This is a genomic window from Paraburkholderia sp. JHI2823, from assembly GCF_038900695.1.
Taxonomy (GTDB): Bacteria; Pseudomonadota; Gammaproteobacteria; order Burkholderiales; family Burkholderiaceae; genus Paraburkholderia; species Paraburkholderia mimosarum.
Genome location: NZ_JAYMRY010000003.1, coordinates 138,653 through 156,619, shown reverse-complemented (window position 1 = coordinate 156,619; position 17,967 = coordinate 138,653). Strand labels below are relative to the sequence as shown.

Here is a 17,967-nt window from a genome sequence, read left to right as displayed (position 1 = left end):
TAACGGCAGAATGCGGGAATTCTGAAGCGCGCCGACGGCGCGGATTCAGGGCGAAGTCTCCATCTGGCAGCGCGTGAGGAACGCTCGGAGCTGGCTTTCCCACGACGTGTCTTGCAGGTCGATGCCGACGCCGGCGAGTCGCTTCATGTCCTGGTCCAGGTGCACCGCCTCGAGCGATCGGGGCCACACGCCCTGCCTGAAACATTGTCCGTCCACGTCCAGAAGGAGCCATGGATGGCGCCGGAACCGCGCGCTCGCCACCGAGATCGCATCCAGCACGTGCCGGGACGATTCGCGCGGATAAACAAACGCCAGGTGAATGCCGCCCGCCGCGAGCTGCTCGCCGACCTCATGGAACCGGTGGACCATCTGGAAGCCGCGTTCGCCGCCGCGCCCGACTCCCACCGCGACCAGCCCCCGATTTCCGGTAATTTCCCGCAGACGCACCAGGCGCCGGTCAGGCAGCAGCAACGCTCCATCCAGATCGATCATGACGACATCCTCAGCGAATCCGCCCGCAAGTTCGCTGAAGGGCGGCAATTCACCAATTATAATCCAGAGGTAAGGAAATGTGCTTTGCATTATAATGCCGTGTGCGCGCGGCTGTTCTGTGCAAGGCCGGCTTTCCGGAAACGGACCCGATCTGGCGCCTTGCAACCGCACGCGAAACGCATCGGTGCTTATGTTTGACTATGGGATATATCGAGAATGGACGGCGACCGGACATCCAGTGACGCATTCCTCGAGTTCCTCTCGACGCCATTGAACGACAAGCGACCCTTCGTGCTGGAAACGCAGCACGCGGTGTCCTTGCACTTCGATCACTTTGCCACCCAGAGCTGCATGTCGCTTCGCGCGCCGGACAGGCTCACGCTCGGCTACACGCGCACGATGATGGGATTCCTGCTGCTGCAGCCGGCTCCGAGGCACATCTGCATGATCGGGCTGGGCGGGGGGTCGCTGGCAAAGTACTGCTATCGGCATCTGCCCGAGGTGAAGATCACCGCGGTCGAGGTCGACCCTGAAGTGATTGCGCTGCGCGACGTGTTCAGGATACCGGCAGACGACGCGCGTTTGCGCGTCGTGCTCGCCGATGGCGCGGACTACATCCGCCACGAAGGCTTCGCCGCGGACGCCATCCTGGTCGACGCCTACGTGCCGGGCGGGATCGCCCACCAGTGCGCCGATATCGCGTTCTTCTCCGCATGCCGCGAACGGTTGTCGGAAACGGGCGTCCTCGCGATGAATTTCACCGACGACGAACCGGCGCTCGACCTGTACGTCGAACGACTGAAATCCGTGTTCGGTTGCTCATACGCGGTGGTCCGATGCGCGGACGACAGCAATTTTGTCGCTTTCGCCTGGAAAGGCAGAAGCCGCCTGCCGTCCTCGCAGGTGCTGCTCGATCGCGCCTTCTCGTATGCGTGGGCCGATGACCTGAAGCTGCCTTCCATTGCGAGGCGGCTCAAGAGCGGCGCAAGCCTGGACCCGAAACGGTTGATCTGGCGCGCGAACGGGCACGCGCACTGGGAATGCGGCGCCTGAACCCGCCCCCGGGTTCAGCCAGCCCGGGTTCAGCCAGCCCGGGTTTAGCCAGCGTTACGCCCGACCCGCTTGGCGAGCGGACTCTTGGTCTTGTAGGTCACGCCGTGCTGTTCGAGATATTCGCGGATCAGCTGCCGGACAACCTGAGACGACGTCAGGTCCTGCGCGGCACAGAGCTTCTCGAATGCTTCCTTCTTGGCGGGGTCGATCAGGATGGTCAAGCGCGCGGTTTTCGTTTCCATTGGCAGGGAAGAAAAGGCAAGTATGATAATCAGATTATAATACACTCGCCCTCGAATCCAATGGCGACGCGATCCGGCGCGCGTGAAGCCCCCGCTTTTCGCCGCATGTATCTCATATGATAACGTCATTATCATATGCTGCTAGCCATATGAAACTTTCGATGTAATATTACGGCCAGGACAGGGCCGGTGTACCGGGCACTGTCCATCCTCCTCCAATCCGAGTGCACTGGAGACATTGCGGATGGCACCCGTGCCTGTCGTCCATTTCGTCCTGCTGGTCGTGGCTGCCTGGCTCGCGGTCGGCGCGCTGGGTCTCTGTGTTCTGCATCGCACGCGTGTTGTCGCACACGGTCTGTTTCCGCTCGGCGCGCTCGCCGGATTGCTGCTGGGCGCGACAGGCCTTGCCGGCATCTTCGCCGAGCCATCCACCCTGGTCCTGCCCGTCGGCCTCCCCGGCCTTCCGTTCCATCTGCGCCTCGACCGCTTGTCCGGCTATTTCCTGTTCGTTCTAGGCCTCGTCAGCGCGGGGATCGGAGCCTTTTCCGCCGGCTATTTCCGCAAGGGCGAAGGGACCGCACCGGGGCTCATCTGTTTCGAATACCACGTGTGTGTCGCGAGCATCGCGCTCGTGCTCGTCGCGGACGACGCCTACGTGTTCATGGTCGCCTGGGAAACGCTGACGCTGTCGGCAACGTTCCTCGTGATGACCAACCATCGAATCGGCGAAATCCGTCGCGCCGCTTACCTGTATTTCCTGATATCGCACGTCGGCGCGCTCGCACTGCTCCTTTGCTTCGGCATTCTGCAGGCTCGCACCGGCGATTACACATTCGCGAACATGCGCGCGCAGTCGCTCGACGCATTCTGGGCGTCGCTTGCGTTCCTGTTCGCGCTCACCGGATTCGGCGCCAAGGCGGGCCTGTTCCCGCTGCATGTCTGGCTGCCCGATGCCCACCCCGCGGCACCGTCTCCGGTGTCCGCGCTCCTGAGCGGATTCGTGCTGAAAGTCGGCCTCTACGGCATGCTGCGCACGCTGTTCGATCTGCTCCATGTGCAGATCGCGTGGTGGGGCGTGCTGCTGCTCGTGCTCGGCGTCGGCACCACGCTGCTCGGGGTGGTGTTCAGCACGATCCAGGTCGACATGAAGCGCCTGCTCGCCTATTCGTCGATCGACAACGTCGGCTTGATGTTCGCCGCGCTCGGGCTCGCAGTGCTGTTTCATTCATGCGGCATGCCGCGCCTGTCGGCCCTCGCGATGACCGCGATGCTCTATCAGATCGTTGCGCACGCATCGTTCAAAAGTCTGCTGTTCCTCGGTACGGGCGCCGTGCTGCACGCCACCGGCGAGCGCAATCTCGGCAAGCTCGGCGGCCTGATCCGCTACATGCCGTGGACCGCGTGGGCCGTGCTCGCCGGCGTTGCTGCCAGCGCAGGATTGCCGCCGCTGAGCGGATTCGTCGCGGAGTGGCTCCTGCTGCAGAGCTTCCTGTTCGCGCCGGGCTTGCCCGATTCCGTGCTCGCCATGACGGTGCCGATCGTGGCCGCGCTGGTCGCGATGTCGGCCGCGCTCGCGGGCTATACGATGGTCAAGTTCTTCGGCATCGTGTTCCTCGGGCAGCCGAGAGAAGCAAAACTGGGCCGCGCGCGCGACGCGAATACCTGGGAACGGCTCGCGTTCTGCTGGTTCGCCGTGGCGGGGGTGCTGCTCGGGCTGATGCCCGTGCAGTTCGTCAAGCTGCTCGACCCCGTCACGCATTCGCTCGTCGGAGCCGGTGTCGCCGGGAGCAATCACGGTTGGCTGCTGTTCGCGCCGGTTTCGACGGCCCGGGCGAGTTACATGCCCGCCGTGTTCATGCTGTTCTTCATCGCCTGCTGCGCGCTCGCGTGGGTGCTGGTGCGGCGCTTCTACCACGGCCGTCTGCGGCGCGCCGCCCCCTGGAGCTGCGGCTTCCCGTTCCCGACAGCACGGATGCAGGACACGGCCGAAGGGTTCGGGCAGCCGATCCGGGAGATCTTCGCACCGCTGCTGCAGGTCGAGCGGCAATTGCCGTCGCCGTTCGATGCGCAGCCGGTCTACCGGGTGTCGGTCACCGACCGCACCTGGTCCATGCTCTACGAGCGCATCGCCGCGCTCACGCAACGCGCGGCGCAATGGGCGGGCCGGCTGCAGACGGGCAAGATCGCCGTGTACCTGACCTACAGCTTCGCGGTGCTGATCATCCTCCTGATGCTGGTGAGACGATGGTGAGCCTCTCCGGCGTGATTTCCCAGGCCCTCGAAATTGTCGTGGCGCTTGCCGGCGCACCGCTGCTGACGGGCTGGATCAACCAGTGCCGGGCATGGCTGCAGAACCGGCGCGCGCCGTCGATCTGGCAGCCCTACCGGATGCTCCACAAGCTCTTCAACAAGGAGTCGGTCGTCGCGCACAGCGCAAGTCCGGTGTTCCGTGGCGCACCCTACGTCGTCTGGGCAGCGATGACGCTCGCGTGTGCGATCGTGCCCACACTGTCGACCGAACTGCCGCTGTCGCCCGCCGCGGATGCGATCGCGCTCGTCGGCCTCTTCGCGCTGGCGCGCGTCGCGCTGTCGCTCGCCGCGATGGATATCGGCACCGCGTTCGGCACGCTCGGCGCCCGCCGCGAAATGCTGATCGGCTTTCTCGCGGAACCCGCGCTGCTGATGGTGCTGTTCTCGGCCTCGCTGATCACGCAGTCGACCCTGCTCACGAGCATCGTCGCGACACTCGGCCGGGGCGAGCTCACGATCTATCCGAGCCTCGCCTTCGCGGGCATCGCGTTCACGCTGGTGTCGCTCGCCGAGAATGCACGACTGCCCGTCGACAATCCGACCACTCACCTCGAACTGACGATGATCCACGAGGCGCTGATCCTCGAATATTCAGGGCGTCACCTCGCGCTGATGGAATGGGCGGCGAGCCTCAAGCTGTTCGCGTACTCGTGCATCGGTCTGGCGCTGTTCGTGCCGTGGGGGATCGCCGGGGCGGGCAACCCGTTTGCCCTGCTGCTCGCGTTGCCAGCGCTTTTCATCAAGCTGATGGTGGGGGGCGCGGCGCTCGCCGCCGTGGAAACCGCCAACGCGAAGATGCGCATATTTCGGGTTCCCGAGTTTCTCGCCACCGCTTTCCTGCTCGCGGTAATCGGCATGCTCGTGCACATTCTGCTGGGGGCATGAATGCACGGTTACGCCACGCAACTCATCAATTTCCTCGCGGCCGTCCTGCTCGCGTTGTCGTTCGCGATGCTCAGCCAGCGCCGCATTCTCTCGCTGATTCACCTCTATACGCTGCAGGGCGTCGCACTCGTGCTCGCCAACGCGATCCTCGGATTCGTGACGGACGATGCGCACCTGTACGTGTCCGCCGGCCTGACGCTGGTGCTGAAAGTCGGCCTGCTTCCGTGGATCCTGTACCGGCTCGTGCGCAGGCTCGACGTCCGCACCGATGTCGAGCCGCTCATCAACATTCCGACGACGATGCTGATCGGCATCGTGCTCGTCATCATTGCGTTCAACGTCGCCTCGCCGATCAGCCAGCTCGCGACTTCGGTCGCGCACGGCACGCTCGGAATCGCGCTCGCGTGCGTGCTGCTGTCGTTCATGGCGATGATCACGCGCGCGAAGGCGATTCCCCAGGTCATCGGCTTCCTGTCGATGGAGAACGGCCTGTTCTTCGCCGCAACGGCCGCGACCAACGGCATGCCGATGATCGTGGAGCTAGGCATCGGGCTCGACGTGCTGGTCGGACTCCTGATTCTGGGCGTATTCATGTTCCAGATCCGCGAGCAGTTCGACAGCCTGGACATCCATCACATCGAGAAACTCAAGGATGAGTGACGCCCACGTCGTGCTAGCCGTGCTCGGCATTCCGCTCGTGGCCGCCGCATGCCTCGCGCTCACGCGAGCGAGCCATGTCGCACGTCACCTGAACGTCGCCTTCAGCTTCGCGACCTTCGCGGCGACGGTCGTGCTCGCCGCGCGCACCGTCGAGCATGGGCCGTCGTTCGCATTCGGACGCGCATTCTTTGTCGACCCGCTCAACGTGTACCTCGTCGCGCTGACCGCGTTCGTCGGCTGGACGACGTCGCTGTTCTCGCGGCCGTACATGCAGGTCGAAGAGGACCGCGGCCGGATGACGCCAAACCGTATGCGGCTCTACCACAGCATGTACCAGCTCTTCATGTTCGCGATGCTGCTCGCGCTGCTCACCGACAATCTCGGCGTGCTGTGGGTCGCGATGGAAGCCGCCACGCTCGCGACCGTGCTGCTAGTGAGCGTCTATCGCACGGCCGCGAGCCTCGAGGCCGCGTGGAAGTATTTCATCCTCTGCGGTGTCGGGATCGCGCAGGCGTTGTTCGGCACGATCCTGCTTTACCTCGCGGCCAGCCAGCAATTGAGCGGCAGCGATGCGCTGCTCTGGACGAGCCTCGCCGCGGCCAGGACGCAGCTCGACCCGAACATCGTGTCGATCGCCTTCGTGTTCCTGCTCGTGGGTTACGGCACCAAGGTCGGACTCGTACCGATGCACAGCTGGTTGCCCGACGCCCACGCGGAAGGCCCCACACCGATATCGGCGGTACTTTCAGGACTGCTGCTCAATGTCGCGCTCTATGCGGTGCTGCGCTGCAAGGTGCTTGCCGATGGCGCGCTGGGCAATGGGCTGCCCGGAAAGATGCTGGTCGGGTTCGGGCTGGTGTCAGTGCTGATTGCGTCTTTCTCGCTGTTTCGCCAGAAGGACGTCAAGCGGCTGTTCTCGTATTCCTCGATCGAGCACATGGGGCTCATGACGTTTGCGTTCGGACTTGGCGGCCCGATCGCGACATTCGCCGGACTGCTCCACATGACCGTCCATTCCCTCGTCAAGTCGGCAATTTTCTTCACGGTCGGCCATGCGGCGCAGAAGGCAGGCACGCAAACCATCGAGGGGATTCGCGGGCTGTTGCAGGTCAGCCCCACAGTCGGCTGGGGAATGATGCTCGGCGCGCTCGCGATTCTCGGCCTGCCGCCGTTCGGCGTGTTTGCAAGCGAATTCCTGATCCTGACGACCGCGATGAACACCGTCCCCTGGACCGCGCCCTTGCTTCTGCTTGCGCTCGCCGTCGCATTCGCGGCCATCTTCGCGCGCGTACAGCAGATGGTGTTCGGTGGAACGACAACGGCGAAATCGCTCGAGCATCGCCCCGCTCTGCTGCCGGTATTCGTGCATCTGGGCCTCGGGCTGATGCTCGGTCTCTATGTGCCGCCTTACCTCGCAACCTGGTATCGCCAGGCCGCGACGATGCTGGGGGGTTAGACCATGCGACTCGATTCGTTGCCGTTCGACTCGGCGACCCGCCTCCAGCGCAACCCCGGCCAGGTATCGGCAAGCGTTGCTGAAGTCGACGAGGCGGGCTGGCTCGACATTGCGCGTACTGCACGATCCGAGGGGAGCCGGCTCATTGCGATGTGGGGGAGCGAAACACCCCAAGGGGTTCTTTCGGCGAACGCCGCGTACGAATGTGAAGACGGGATACTGTGGGCGCGTCTTGCGATGGCGCGTAGCCCGCATGGCGAAAGTGGCTTCCCCGATCTGGCCGCCATATTCCCCTACGCGGCCCGCATGCAGCGCACGATCTTCGATCTCACCGGCTTGCAGGCCCGCGGTGCCGAGGACACCCGGCCGTGGCTCAATCACGGCAACTGGCCGCGCGACTATTTTCCGTTGCAAGGACAGGCAAGCGGTGTCGAACGATTCGAATCGAGCGAAGCGGATTACCCCTTTGTGCAAGTGGCGGGAGACGGCGTTCACGAAATCGCGGTCGGCCCGATCCACGCCGGCATCATCGAGCCGGGGCATTTCCGGTTTTCGGTCGTAGGGGAAAAGGTGCTGCGCCTGGAGCAGCGTCTAGGGTATTTGCACCGCGGTGTCGAGCGGCTGTTCCAACGAACCCCGGCCTCGGGTGGGCATCGGGTCGCGGGCCGAATTGCGGGCGACTCGACCGTTGCGTTTTCATGGGCGTACTGCATGGCGCTGGAGCAGGCATGCGGTGTCGTGGTGCCGAACCGCGCGTTGCATCTGCGCGCCCTGCTACTGGAAAGGGAGCGTGTCGCCAATCATCTGGGCGACCTTGGCGCGCTAGGCAACGATGCGGGGTTTGCCTTCGGACTCGCCCAGTTCTCACGACTCAAGGAGGACTGGATCCGGCTGAACGCTCACGCCTTCGGGCATCGTTATCTGATGGACCGGATCGTGCCGGGGGGCGTGGCAGTCGATATGCGCCCAGAGACGGCTAAGGCATTGGTCATGCAGTGTGAGCAGATGGAGCGCGACGTCCACGCCATGCGCAAGATTTACGAAGACCAGTCGGGATTGCAGGACCGGTTTGCCGGCACAGGCCGATTGACCGCCGACGTTGCCGCGCATTTCGGCGTGCGCGGCCTCGCGGCCCGCGCCAGCGGCCATACCTTCGATGTGCGCGCATCCTTGCGACCCGCTCCGTATGACGACGTCGCCGTTCAGCCGGCAACTGATCCGCGCGGCGACGTCGCGGCGCGGGTTGCCGTGCGCTTCGATGAAATCGACGCGTCCCTGCGTCTGATACGTGCGCTGCTGGCCAATCTTCCGGCCGGACCGTTTGCCGTCGAACTGAAGCCGGCAACCGCGCCTTCGCGCGGGACGGGCTGGGTGGAAGGCTGGCGTGGCGATGTGCTCGTCGCGCTCGAAGTCGGCGCCGACGACGAGGTTTCGCGCTGCCATTGCCACGACCCTTCGTGGCAGGCCTGGCCAGCGCTCGAGCACGCGATCATCGGCAACATCGTTGCCGATTTCCCCTTGATCAACAAGTCGTTCAACCTGAACTACGCGGGGCACGATCTCTGATGTGGCAGCTTATCCGGCAATTCGCGCGCAGCGGTCATCCAGACGAACCGGCGCCCACGGCAGAAAACGCATGGCAACATGAGGAGCGGGAGATACGCCGCGAAATACTCGATGTTCTCGGTCGCGCGCTGTGCATCCGGCAGATCGATGCGGGCTCCTGCAATGGCTGCGAGCTGGAGATTCACGCGTTGAACAATCCTTACTACAACATCGAAGGTCTGGGGATCAAATTCGTCGCCAGTCCGCGGCACGCGGATCTGCTGCTGATAACCGGCCCCGTGACGCTCAACATGAAGGCGGCCGTGCTTGCCGCCTATGAGGCGACGCCTGCGCCGAAGCTCGTTGTCGCGGCAGGTGAATGCGCGTGCACGGGTGGCATATTCGCCGGCAGCTATGCAGTGTGCGGTCCGGTGTCATCGATCTTGCCCGTCGATGTGGCAATCCCCGGCTGCCCGCCGCCCCCTATCGATCTGCTGCGAGGCATCCTGACGGCATGCCGCGCCCGTTAGCGCGACGCACGAATAGATTTCCGCCGTCAAAGAAAGCATTTATTTGCGGCACCGCCCACCGCGGGCGCATCGAACGCCCGCGCCCGCAACATGGGGACGCGGGCCCGGACCGCTACTGGGCCGCCGGTATCCACGGCGCCGTGGCGGCGTCGCTCGCGCGGAAAGCCGGGAATTTCGCGCCGAGATCGGCAACGGTACGAATGTCGTTCTTCACGAGGTCGTCTCGCGTCACGAGCGTGGGTCTGACCACGATGTGACGAGCGGGCGGCTGCCCCGCCACTTCGAGCGCCGCAGCCCGCACCGATACCGCGCCCACCACGGCTGGATTCGTCGCGGCCGTCGCGACCCATGCGCTATTGGGCGCGCGGATCGCTTCGATATCCGCCGTCGAAATGTCCGCGCTATAGATGCGCACCTTATCGGAGAGATTCGCCTCGCCGGCCGCCAGATTGGCGCCGCGTGCGAACTCGTCGTAAGGGGCGAATACCACCCGGATCTCCGGGTGGGCGCGGTACGCCGCTGCCGCCTGGTTCGCCACCGACTGAGCGATGGGATTGTCCACCGTGCCCCAACGCGCCTTCTCCTGCACGCCCGGATTGTCGTGCTTGAACGCCTGCCACACTTCGTCTCGCCGGTCGAGCGGCGCGAAGCCTGCTACATACACGTAGCCCGCCGAAAACGACTTGCCGTTATCCTTCACCGCCTGGGCGAGCAGCAGGGACGCGAGATCATGATCGCTCTGCTCTATCTGCGCAATCCGCGGATTGGCGAGATTGACGTCGAACGCCACGACCTTGATACCTTTGTCCAGCGCCTGCTGCACGACGTCCTTGAGCGATTCCGGCAAGCCGTGGTTGACGATGATGGCCGCCACGCCCAGGTTGATCGCCTGCTGGATCTGGTCGCGCTGCTGCGCCGCGTCCTGGCGCCCCTCGTAGATCCGCAGGTCGACCCCGAGCGCCCTCGCTTGCTTCTGGGCGCCGGCCTCATACGCCTGGAAGAAGTCGCCCTCCGAAAGGTAGTTGACCAAAGCGATCTTCACGCCGCCCCGGTCGAAAGGAGCAGGCGCTCCCTTGAGCGCATCCGCATGTGCGGCCGCACCCAGCATCCCGGCCGCGCAAAGCGCGATCGCACCGAATGCGCGACGCACCGGCAGACCCCATCGCGCACCGTCCGCCACTTTTTGTTTCGTTATGCTCATGATGTTCCCGTACGTTTGGATTGTGGATCGAGATCGTGGGTGAGAGCGCATCAGTTCCAGGCGTGACGCGCCGGTTTGACACCATTGAGATAGAAGTTACCGACGAGGTGGTACTTCCAGCGCACCGGATCGTGCAGCGTATGCGTACGCGCGTTGCGCCAGTGGCGGTCGAGGTTGTGCGCGGCCAGCGTCGACTGGGTTCCCGCGAGTTCGAAGAGCTTCTCTCCCGCGAGCAGGGCCGTTTCCGTGGTGAGCACCTTGGCCTCGCCGACCGCAACCGATGCGCGCGCGACGTCGTCTTCCGTGGTCGTGCCTTGCGCCGCGATCTCGTCGAACAGGCGGGCCGCCCGTTCGAGCAGCGCCTCCGCCGCATGCAGGCGAATGTGCAAATTGCCGATTTCGCGCACGGTCAACGGATCCTCGCTCGCACGCTCCACGCCGCTGTCCACCCACGGGCGCGAACGCGAGCGCACGAACGCAAGCGTGTCGTCGATCGCGGCGCGCGCGATTCCGGCATCGATTGCGGCCTGCAGGATCTGCGAAACGGGCCCATTGAGCGTCGGCAGTTCCGAAACGCGATGCGCCGGCAACACGAGCGAAGCAGGCACCCGCACGTTTTCCAGCGTAACCGTGCCGCTCGCCGTCGTGCGCTGACCGAAGCCTGACCAGTCGTCCACGACCGCGAGTCCTGGCGTGTCCCGTGGGATGTAGGCGAGCCAGCCGCGACCTTCTTCGTCGAGACCGAGCACCGGGACGAAGTGCGCGAAGAGCGCACCTGTCGAATAGAACTTCGTGCCGTCCACCACGTAGTCGTCGCCGTCGCGCCGCACGCGCGTCTTCAGATCGAGCACGTGTTTCGTGCCTTTCTCGGAAAATCCGTTGCCGAAGCGTTTGCCCGCGAGCACTTCACCGAACAGATAACGCTTCTGCTCTTCGGTGCCCGTGAGCGCGATCACGTCCACGAGGCCGAAATGATTCTGCGGCAACTGGCCCAGCGACGGATCCGCCGCTGAGATCAGCTTGAAGACTTCCGTGAGGGTGACGAACGACACGCCCGCGCCACCATACGCTTTCGGCACCGTGATGCCCCACAGTCCCGATTGCGAAAACCACTCGATTTCCTCGCGCGGCAGTCGCCTTTCGCTATCGCGCTCGGCGGCGCCCTGCGCGAGGCGGGCGGCCAGTGCCCGGGCCACCTCGATCGCTTCGCCGTCGGTGGCGATCACCCGCACCGCCTGCGGCGCCGTGCCGGCTGCGGTGCTCGCTTGCGCCGCCTCGTTGCGCTCCCGTATCTCTGCCATGTTTTTCGCTCCAGTCGAACAGGTTGAGTAACTGATCATTCATCGCGCGACGGACCCATCGCCCCCGCATGTCGACACAACGGCGCTCAGCCTCGCGCATCGGCCCTGCGTCCAACGCTGAAGGTGAACGCCAGCGCCACCACCAGCAGCGCGCCTTTGATGAAGTCCTGCAGGTAATACGGCGCGTTGAGCATGGTCAGCCCGTTGAGCAGAACGCCTACGAACACTGCGCCGATCACGGTGCCGGGCACGTTCGGCCGCCGCGCGCCCCACACCGCGTAGCCCACGAGCGCGGCCGCCACGGCATCGAGCAGCAGCGAATGTCCCGCACTGACGTCGCCGCGCCCCACGCGAGCGGCAATGAGCAGGCCGCCCAGCGACGCGATCGTCGCGGAAGCCACGTAAGCCGCGCTCCGGTAGCGCGCCGCGGGGGCGCCGGCCAGCCGTGCGGCGGTCTCGTTGCCGCCGATCGCATAAAACACGCGCCCCCAACGCGTCGACGCCATGACGAACGAGACCACCACGCTCACGCCGAGCAGCACGAGCACGGGCACCGGAACGACTTCGAAAAGACGCGCGCGTCCGAGTGCGAGGAAGCCGTCCGGAAACATACCGCTCGCTTCGCTGCCATCCGGAAGGATCGTGCCGGTGGCGAGCGAACGTCCGCCGGTGGGAATGAGTTGCAGGCCCGCAAGGAGGAATAGCGTGCCGAGCGTGGCGAGCTGATCCGGCACGTGCAGCCGCGTGATCAGCACACCATTGAAGAGCCCTGCCGCAATGCCCAGGGTGAGGCACGCCGCTGCGGCGCCCCATGCATTGCCATGCCACACCACGAGCACGTAACTCGCGGCCATCTGCGCCGAAGCCGCCACGCTGCCCACGGAAAGATCGAAGCCGCCGGCCGCGAGTGTGATCGTCACGCCAATGCCGAGCAGCGCGACGATCGACACCGCCTGAAGAATGCTGAAAAGGTTGGCAATGCTGATGAATGCCGGCTCTTTCACGCTGAAGACGGCAATGAGCACGGCAAGCACCGCCAGGATGGCAGCGCGTTCGAGCAACGCGAGCGCGTTTGGACGGCGGCGCGGCCTGGTGCTGGATGCGCGTGATTCATCATGCTCGAGAGTCGGTGCGGCTGATTTCATGATGCTTCACGGTTCCGTTTGAATGAGGGGCATGGCGGGTCGAGTCCGTTCGATCGAACCGCGGTCGAAATGCACGATGCGATCGGCGACTTCGTGGGCCTCGTCGAGATCGCTGACGAATACGATCGTGGCGCGGCCAGCCGAGCCACGCCGCAGCGTGGAAGCGATGTCCGCACGCGCGAGCGCGTCCACGCCCTGGAACGGCTCGTCGAGCAGCAATACGCGGGCGGGTTCGGTATGCCAGCGCGCGAGCAGCACTTTCTGCTGATTGCCGCCGGAGAGCCGCGCGAGACGATCGCCGGGCCCCGCGCATCGGATGCCGAACGCCTGGATCGCCTCACGGGCGGCGGCCTCTTCGCGTGCCCGAGGCGCGAGACCACTACGCCGCCAGCGCGCGAGAAAGGGAAAGCTGATCGTTCCGGCGATAGACGCGAACGGCACCGTGTCCGGGAATAGCGACGTGCGCCAGCGGTCCTCGCCGGCAAGGAACACGCCTGCGCGGATCGCGTCGGCGGGTGAGCGCGGCTGCCACGCGCGAGCGTCGAGCGTCATCGTGCCGCCTCCCGCACGCGCGGCCCCGAAGATCACCTGTGCAAGCCGGGACTTGCCCGCACCCACCGGCCCGACCACGGCGACGATTTCGCCTTCGCGCACCGCCAGGTCGAAGGCGTCGCCCTGCGGGCCGAGCCGCATGCCGCGCAGGCTCAGCACCGGAGCCGCCGTCTCGCCGGCCGCTGCGCGCGCACGCTGGCGCGACGGCAATGGCCGGCCGATCATCGTTTCGAGCGCCGCGTCGAAATCGATCGGTGCGCGGCGCTCCGCCACGATCCGTCCGTCGCGAACGATCGCGACGCGCGTCGCCAGCCGCCTCAAGTCCGCAACGCGATGCGAGACGAGCAGTACCGCCACACCCTCGGCACGCAACGCCTCGATCAAGACGTAGAGACGCTCCGCCTCCGCCGCCGACAGGCTCGCCGTCGGCTCGTCGAGAATCAGCAGGCTCGGCCGCGTCGAGAGCGCCCGCGCCAGCGCGACGCGCTGCTGTCCCGCAAGCGACAGGGAGCCGAGCGGTGCATCGAGGTCGGCATCGAGCCCAACACGAGCGGCAAGCGATTTCGCGCGGGCACGGCGTGCCGCGCGCGGCGTCCACCACGGCGCGCCGCGATCGCATAGCTGCTCCAGCAGCAGGTTTTCCGCTATGGAAAGCGACGGCACGACCGTATCGGCGATCGACTGGTGCACGGTCGCCACACCCTGGCGCCGCGCTTCGTGCGGCGTGCGCGGCGCGTATTCGCTTCCGCCGAGCGCCATGCGGCCTTCGTCGGGCGCCTGCACGCCGCTCAGGATCTTCACGAGCGTTGACTTGCCGGCGCCATTCGCGCCCATGAGCGCCACCACTTCGCCTGCGCGGATCGAGAAGTCGAGCCGCGCCAAGGCAATCGTTGCGCCGAAGCGCTTCGTGATGGCGTGGGCAGTGAGGATCGGCGAGGACATGAAGGTCGCGTGGACGAAGCAATGCGTTCATCCTAACGATGCGCCGTGGCGAGTCCAACGAAGGGTTGCTCATATTCATGCGAACGCCATTGCTAAGGCGACCTATGGACCGCATCCGTCATTGCTGCGTGGAGACAAGCGCGGCGCACCGCCTTGCGCACAAATCTGCTGTGCCGATATCGATTCGCGAATTCGATATTGGATCGCCCAATCGCGCATTTCTATACTGCTCGTTCCCACCAGGCACGCACCGGCTGACAGGAGCACGTGAGCACCATGAGCAAGAACATCCGCTTGAACGCCTTCGAAATGAACTGCGTGGGCCACCAGTCTCCCGGACTCTGGACCCATCCGCGCGACCGCTCGTGGCAATACAAGGATCTCGCCTACTGGACGGATCTCGCGAAGATCCTCGAACGCGGCGTGTTCGACGCGATCTTCATTGCCGACGTGATCGGCTATTACGACGTCTACAAGGGCAGCAACTATCACGCGCTCCATCAAGCCGCGCAGATTCCGGTGAACGATCCGCTCCAGCTCGCCGCGCCCATCGCGATGGTCACCGAGCACCTTGGCATCGGCATCACGGCTTCCACGAGCTTCGAGCATCCCTACACGTTCGCGCGGCGCCTCTCAACGGCCGACCATCACACGCAAGGCCGGCTCGCGTGGAATGTCGTCACTTCGTACCTCGAGAGCGGCGCGAAGAACACGGGACAGGCGGGGCTGCTCGACCACAATAGCCGCTACGAAGTCGCAACGGAGTACGTGGAAGTGCTCTACAAGCTCCTGGAGGGCAGCTGGGAAGACGGCGCCGTCGTTCGCGACCGGGAGCGGCGGGTGTTCACGCGGCCGGAAAAAGTGCATGAAATTGGGCACAAGGGCAAATACTTCGATGTGCCAGGTTATCACCTGTGCGAGCCATCGCCCCAGCGCACGCCCGTGTTGTTTCAGGCCGGCGCGTCCGGCCCCGGAAAGACCTTCGCGGCCCGGCATGCCGAATGCGTATTCGTCGCCGCGCCCACGCAGTCGCTGCTGCGCAGCTATGTGAGCGACGTGCGCCGCGAAGCAGCGCTCGCCGGACGCGACCCCCGCGAGCTGCTCGTCTACAACCTGGTGACGGTGATCGTGGACGAAACCGATGCCAGGGCGCAAGCGAAATTCGAGGCATACGGCAAGCATGTCTCATACGACGGATCGCTCGTCTTCATGTCGGGCTGGACCGGCATCGACTTCGGCCAATACCTGCCGACCGATACGGTCAGGCGCGTGGAGACCAATGCGATCGTTTCCGCGGTCGAGCACCTCTCCGGCGGCGACAAGGCATGGACCATCGAAGAACTCGCCAGGTGGGGCGGTGTTGGCGGCCTCGGGCCGGTGTTCGTCGGCTCGCCCACGACCGTCGCCGATATCCTCCAGCAATGGGTGGAGGCGACCGACGTCGACGGCTTCAACCTCGCCTACGCGGTCGCGCACGAGACCTTTGAGGACGTCGTCAACCATCTCGTGCCGGAGCTGCAGCGCCGCGGCGTCTACCCGCGCGAATACGCGCCTGGCACCTTGCGCGAGAAGCTCTTCGGCGCCGCGGCAACCTTGCCGGCGCACCATCCCGCCGCACGCTTTCGCGATATCGAGCGCGTCAAGCGCGAAGAGGCCAACGCGCGCGCCGCCGCTGCCGTCTAAACCGTATTCATTACTCGACCGAATCGTGAATGTCCGTGAGACGGATCATGTGCGGCTGGACGGCGGCGTCGTCCCCGGAAGGCTGCTCTGGGGGATGAATGAGCCCTTCCAGCCGCGCACGCGTCGCGAGAAACTCCGGCGAATTGAACTGTGCGTAGCTGCGCGGCCTCGGCACGGGCACTTCGATCAGCTCCTGCACCGCACCGGGGTTCGCCTTTAACACGAGAATGCGATCGGCGAGATAGATCGCCTCGTCGAGATCGTGCGTAATGAAAAAAATCGTGACGTCGACGTTGCGCCAGATGTCGAGCAGGTGGGCCTGCATCTTCGCGCGCGTTTGGGCGTCGAGTGCGCCGAACGGCTCGTCCATCAACAGGATGCCGGGCCGGTTGGCGAGCGCGCGCGCAATCGCCACCCGCTGCTTCATGCCTCCCGAAAGCTGGTGCGGATAGGCGTTGGCGAATTTTTCGAGGCCCACGAGATCGAGCCATTGCAGCGCCTCTCGCTCGGCCTGCGCCCGCCCCTGTCCGTTCATTCGTAGTCCGAACATGACGTTTTTCTTGACGGTGAGCCATGGAAACAGCGTATAGCCCTGGAATACCATGCCGCGGTCGGCGCCGGGCCCGCTCACCGCCTTGCCGTTCACGCGCACTTCACCCGACGATTGAGTTTCGAGGCCCGCGAGAATCCGAATGAGCGTGGATTTTCCGCAGCCCGAAGGTCCGATCACGCACACGAACTCGCGCCGGTGAGTGGTGAAGCTCACGTCGGCGAGCGCTGTGTGCTCGCCTTGCGGCGTGACGAAGCGCTTCGTGAGATTGCGCACTTCGAGAATCGGCTCACGCGTTTTCAGCCGTTCGAAACGCGCGCGCACCGCATCGGACTGGAGGAGATAGTCGGGAACGGTTTGCGGATTGAACATGATGCGGTCCTTGAGATGCTATGCGCTGCGATTAGAGCGAATGACTGCCGGGCGTTACATGCCTCACGCCTTGAGCGTGCGGTCCCACGGAAACAGCTTGCGCCCGAGGCAGGCGAGCACGAGATCGGTGCCGAGGCCGATGATGCCGATCATCATGATCGCCGCGTAGACGTTGTCGAAGTGCTGGTAGCGCGCCTGCTGCGTGATGTACCAGGTGATGCCCGAACTCGTGCCCACCAGTTCCGCAACGATCAGGTAGGTCCACGCCCAGCCGAGCAGGATGCGCTGGTCGCGGTAGAGGTCGGGCAGGATGCCGGGTACCACCACGTGCGTGAGCAGTTTCAGGCGCGCGGTGCCGAGCGTCATCGCCGCTTCCAGCAGGCCGTATTCGAGCTTGCGCGTGGTGTTGGCGACGATGAGCACCTGCTGGAACAGCGTGCCGATCACGATGATGGCGATCTTGGGCGCGTCGTAAATGCCGAGCACGGCCACCATCAGCGCACCGAACGCGGGCGCCGGCAAATAGCGGAAGAACTCGAAGAACGGCTCCTGCAGGCGCGCGAGCACGCTATAGGTGCCGCATACGATGCCGAGCGGCACGCCGACGAGCGACGAGACGACGAAGCCCCAGAAAATGATCTGGATGCTATGCCACAGGCTCTGATGCAGCCATACGCCGTCCTGCGCGGCGGGCGGTGTCGTGAACGCGGTATAGAACGCGCGCAGCACCTCGTGCGGCGCGGGCAGATACACCGGGTTTGCGCTCACCCCCGCCGGCAGCGCCGCATGCGTTTCGCGCGCATGGTCGAGTTCGTCGGCGAACACGGCCTTCTCGACACGCATGCCGGGCTGGAAATAATCGACGCTGCCCGGTTGCGTGATCAAGACCTGCGGATGCCAGACGAAGGGCACGTAGCTCACCACGCACCACACGAGCAGCGGCAACAAAAACGAGCCGATGCCCAACATCCACTTCCCGCGCGGCGAAAGCTCGCGGCGTACGGCAAACCACCCTGTCTGGCTGATTCCGGCCATGTTGTTCTCCTGC

General features: G+C 64.9%; 15 protein-coding genes and 1 pseudogene. 8 read left to right on the top strand and 8 right to left on the bottom strand.

Going from position 1 to position 17,967, the window contains the following annotated elements:
* Positions 1-45 precede the first annotated feature (45 nt).
* On the bottom strand, positions 46-492 hold the full coding sequence (locus VSR34_RS05100; protein ID WP_028210305.1) for a hypothetical protein: 447 nt from the start codon (positions 490-492) through the stop codon (positions 46-48).
* 216 nt (positions 493-708) lie between these two features.
* Between VSR34_RS05100 and VSR34_RS05095 the strand changes: the two genes are divergently transcribed.
* Positions 709-1,545, top strand: a complete 837-nt coding sequence (locus VSR34_RS05095) for a spermidine synthase (RefSeq protein WP_028210306.1) — start codon at positions 709-711, stop codon at positions 1,543-1,545.
* Positions 1,546-1,589: 44 nt separating this feature from the next.
* On the opposite strand, the gene VSR34_RS05090 is transcribed toward VSR34_RS05095, so the two are convergent.
* A complete protein-coding gene (locus VSR34_RS05090; protein WP_028210307.1) occupies positions 1,590-1,787 on the bottom strand; it encodes a ribbon-helix-helix protein, CopG family in 198 nt (65 codons plus the stop codon).
* 244 nt (positions 1,788-2,031) lie between these two features.
* On the opposite strand from VSR34_RS05090, the gene hyfB reads away from it, so the two are divergent.
* The 6 genes from hyfB to VSR34_RS05060 are packed head-to-tail and all read left to right on the top strand — an operon-like array spanning position 2,032 to position 9,173.
* Positions 2,032-4,038, top strand: a complete 2,007-nt coding sequence (gene hyfB, locus VSR34_RS05085) for a hydrogenase 4 subunit B (RefSeq protein WP_028230397.1) — start codon at positions 2,032-2,034, stop codon at positions 4,036-4,038.
* Entirely contained in the window at positions 4,032-4,982 is a 951-nt protein-coding gene (locus tag VSR34_RS05080) for an NADH-quinone oxidoreductase subunit H (RefSeq protein WP_028210309.1), read from the top strand. Before hyfB ends, VSR34_RS05080 begins: the two co-directional genes overlap by 7 nt.
* Positions 4,983-5,642, top strand: coding sequence for a formate hydrogenlyase (locus VSR34_RS05075; RefSeq protein WP_028210310.1), 660 nt, complete (start codon positions 4,983-4,985; stop codon positions 5,640-5,642). It begins immediately after the preceding gene.
* Positions 5,635-7,098, top strand: coding sequence for a hydrogenase 4 subunit F (locus tag VSR34_RS05070; RefSeq protein WP_028230396.1), 1,464 nt, complete (start codon positions 5,635-5,637; stop codon positions 7,096-7,098). Before VSR34_RS05075 ends, VSR34_RS05070 begins: the two co-directional genes overlap by 8 nt.
* Positions 7,099-7,101: 3 nt before the next feature.
* The gene (locus tag VSR34_RS05065; protein WP_342962016.1) at positions 7,102-8,664 is read left to right on the top strand and encodes an NADH-quinone oxidoreductase subunit C; all 1,563 of its coding nucleotides are present in this window, start codon (positions 7,102-7,104) and stop codon (positions 8,662-8,664) included.
* Positions 8,664-9,173, top strand: coding sequence for a formate hydrogenlyase (locus VSR34_RS05060; protein WP_342962015.1), 510 nt, complete (start codon positions 8,664-8,666; stop codon positions 9,171-9,173). The genes VSR34_RS05065 and VSR34_RS05060 overlap by 1 nt, the downstream gene beginning before the upstream one ends.
* Before the next feature lie 112 nt (positions 9,174-9,285).
* On the opposite strand, the gene VSR34_RS05055 is transcribed toward VSR34_RS05060, so the two are convergent.
* The 4 genes and pseudogenes from VSR34_RS05055 to VSR34_RS05040 all read right to left on the bottom strand — a co-directional run bounded on the left by VSR34_RS05055 (position 9,286) and on the right by VSR34_RS05040 (position 14,345).
* Positions 9,286-10,281, bottom strand: coding sequence for a substrate-binding domain-containing protein (locus VSR34_RS05055; RefSeq protein ID WP_154671168.1), 996 nt, complete (start codon positions 10,279-10,281; stop codon positions 9,286-9,288).
* A 143-nt stretch (positions 10,282-10,424) separates the two neighbouring features.
* The gene (locus VSR34_RS05050; protein WP_028210315.1) at positions 10,425-11,675 is read right to left on the bottom strand and encodes an SfnB family sulfur acquisition oxidoreductase; all 1,251 of its coding nucleotides are present in this window, start codon (positions 11,673-11,675) and stop codon (positions 10,425-10,427) included.
* An 86-nt stretch (positions 11,676-11,761) separates the two neighbouring features.
* Positions 11,762-12,820: an ABC transporter permease gene (locus tag VSR34_RS05045; protein ID WP_342962014.1), complete on the bottom strand. Its 1,059-nt coding sequence runs from the start codon at positions 12,818-12,820 to the stop codon at positions 11,762-11,764.
* A gap of 6 nt (positions 12,821-12,826) precedes the next feature.
* Positions 12,827-14,345 (bottom strand): annotated as a pseudogene (locus VSR34_RS05040) (sugar ABC transporter ATP-binding protein).
* Positions 14,346-14,590: 245 nt separating this feature from the next.
* Here VSR34_RS05040 and VSR34_RS05035 point away from each other — a divergent pair.
* Positions 14,591-15,997: an LLM class flavin-dependent oxidoreductase gene (locus VSR34_RS05035; RefSeq protein WP_028210318.1), complete on the top strand. Its 1,407-nt coding sequence runs from the start codon at positions 14,591-14,593 to the stop codon at positions 15,995-15,997.
* A gap of 10 nt (positions 15,998-16,007) precedes the next feature.
* Here VSR34_RS05035 and VSR34_RS05030 read toward each other — a convergent pair whose 3' ends face one another.
* Positions 16,008-16,919 (bottom strand): ABC transporter ATP-binding protein, encoded by a 912-nt coding sequence (locus VSR34_RS05030; protein WP_028210319.1) that lies wholly within the window; start codon positions 16,917-16,919, stop codon positions 16,008-16,010.
* Between the two features lie 63 nt (positions 16,920-16,982).
* A complete protein-coding gene (locus tag VSR34_RS05025; RefSeq protein WP_028210320.1) occupies positions 16,983-17,954 on the bottom strand; it encodes an ABC transporter permease in 972 nt (323 codons plus the stop codon).
* Between the last annotated feature and the right edge of the window lie 13 nt (positions 17,955-17,967).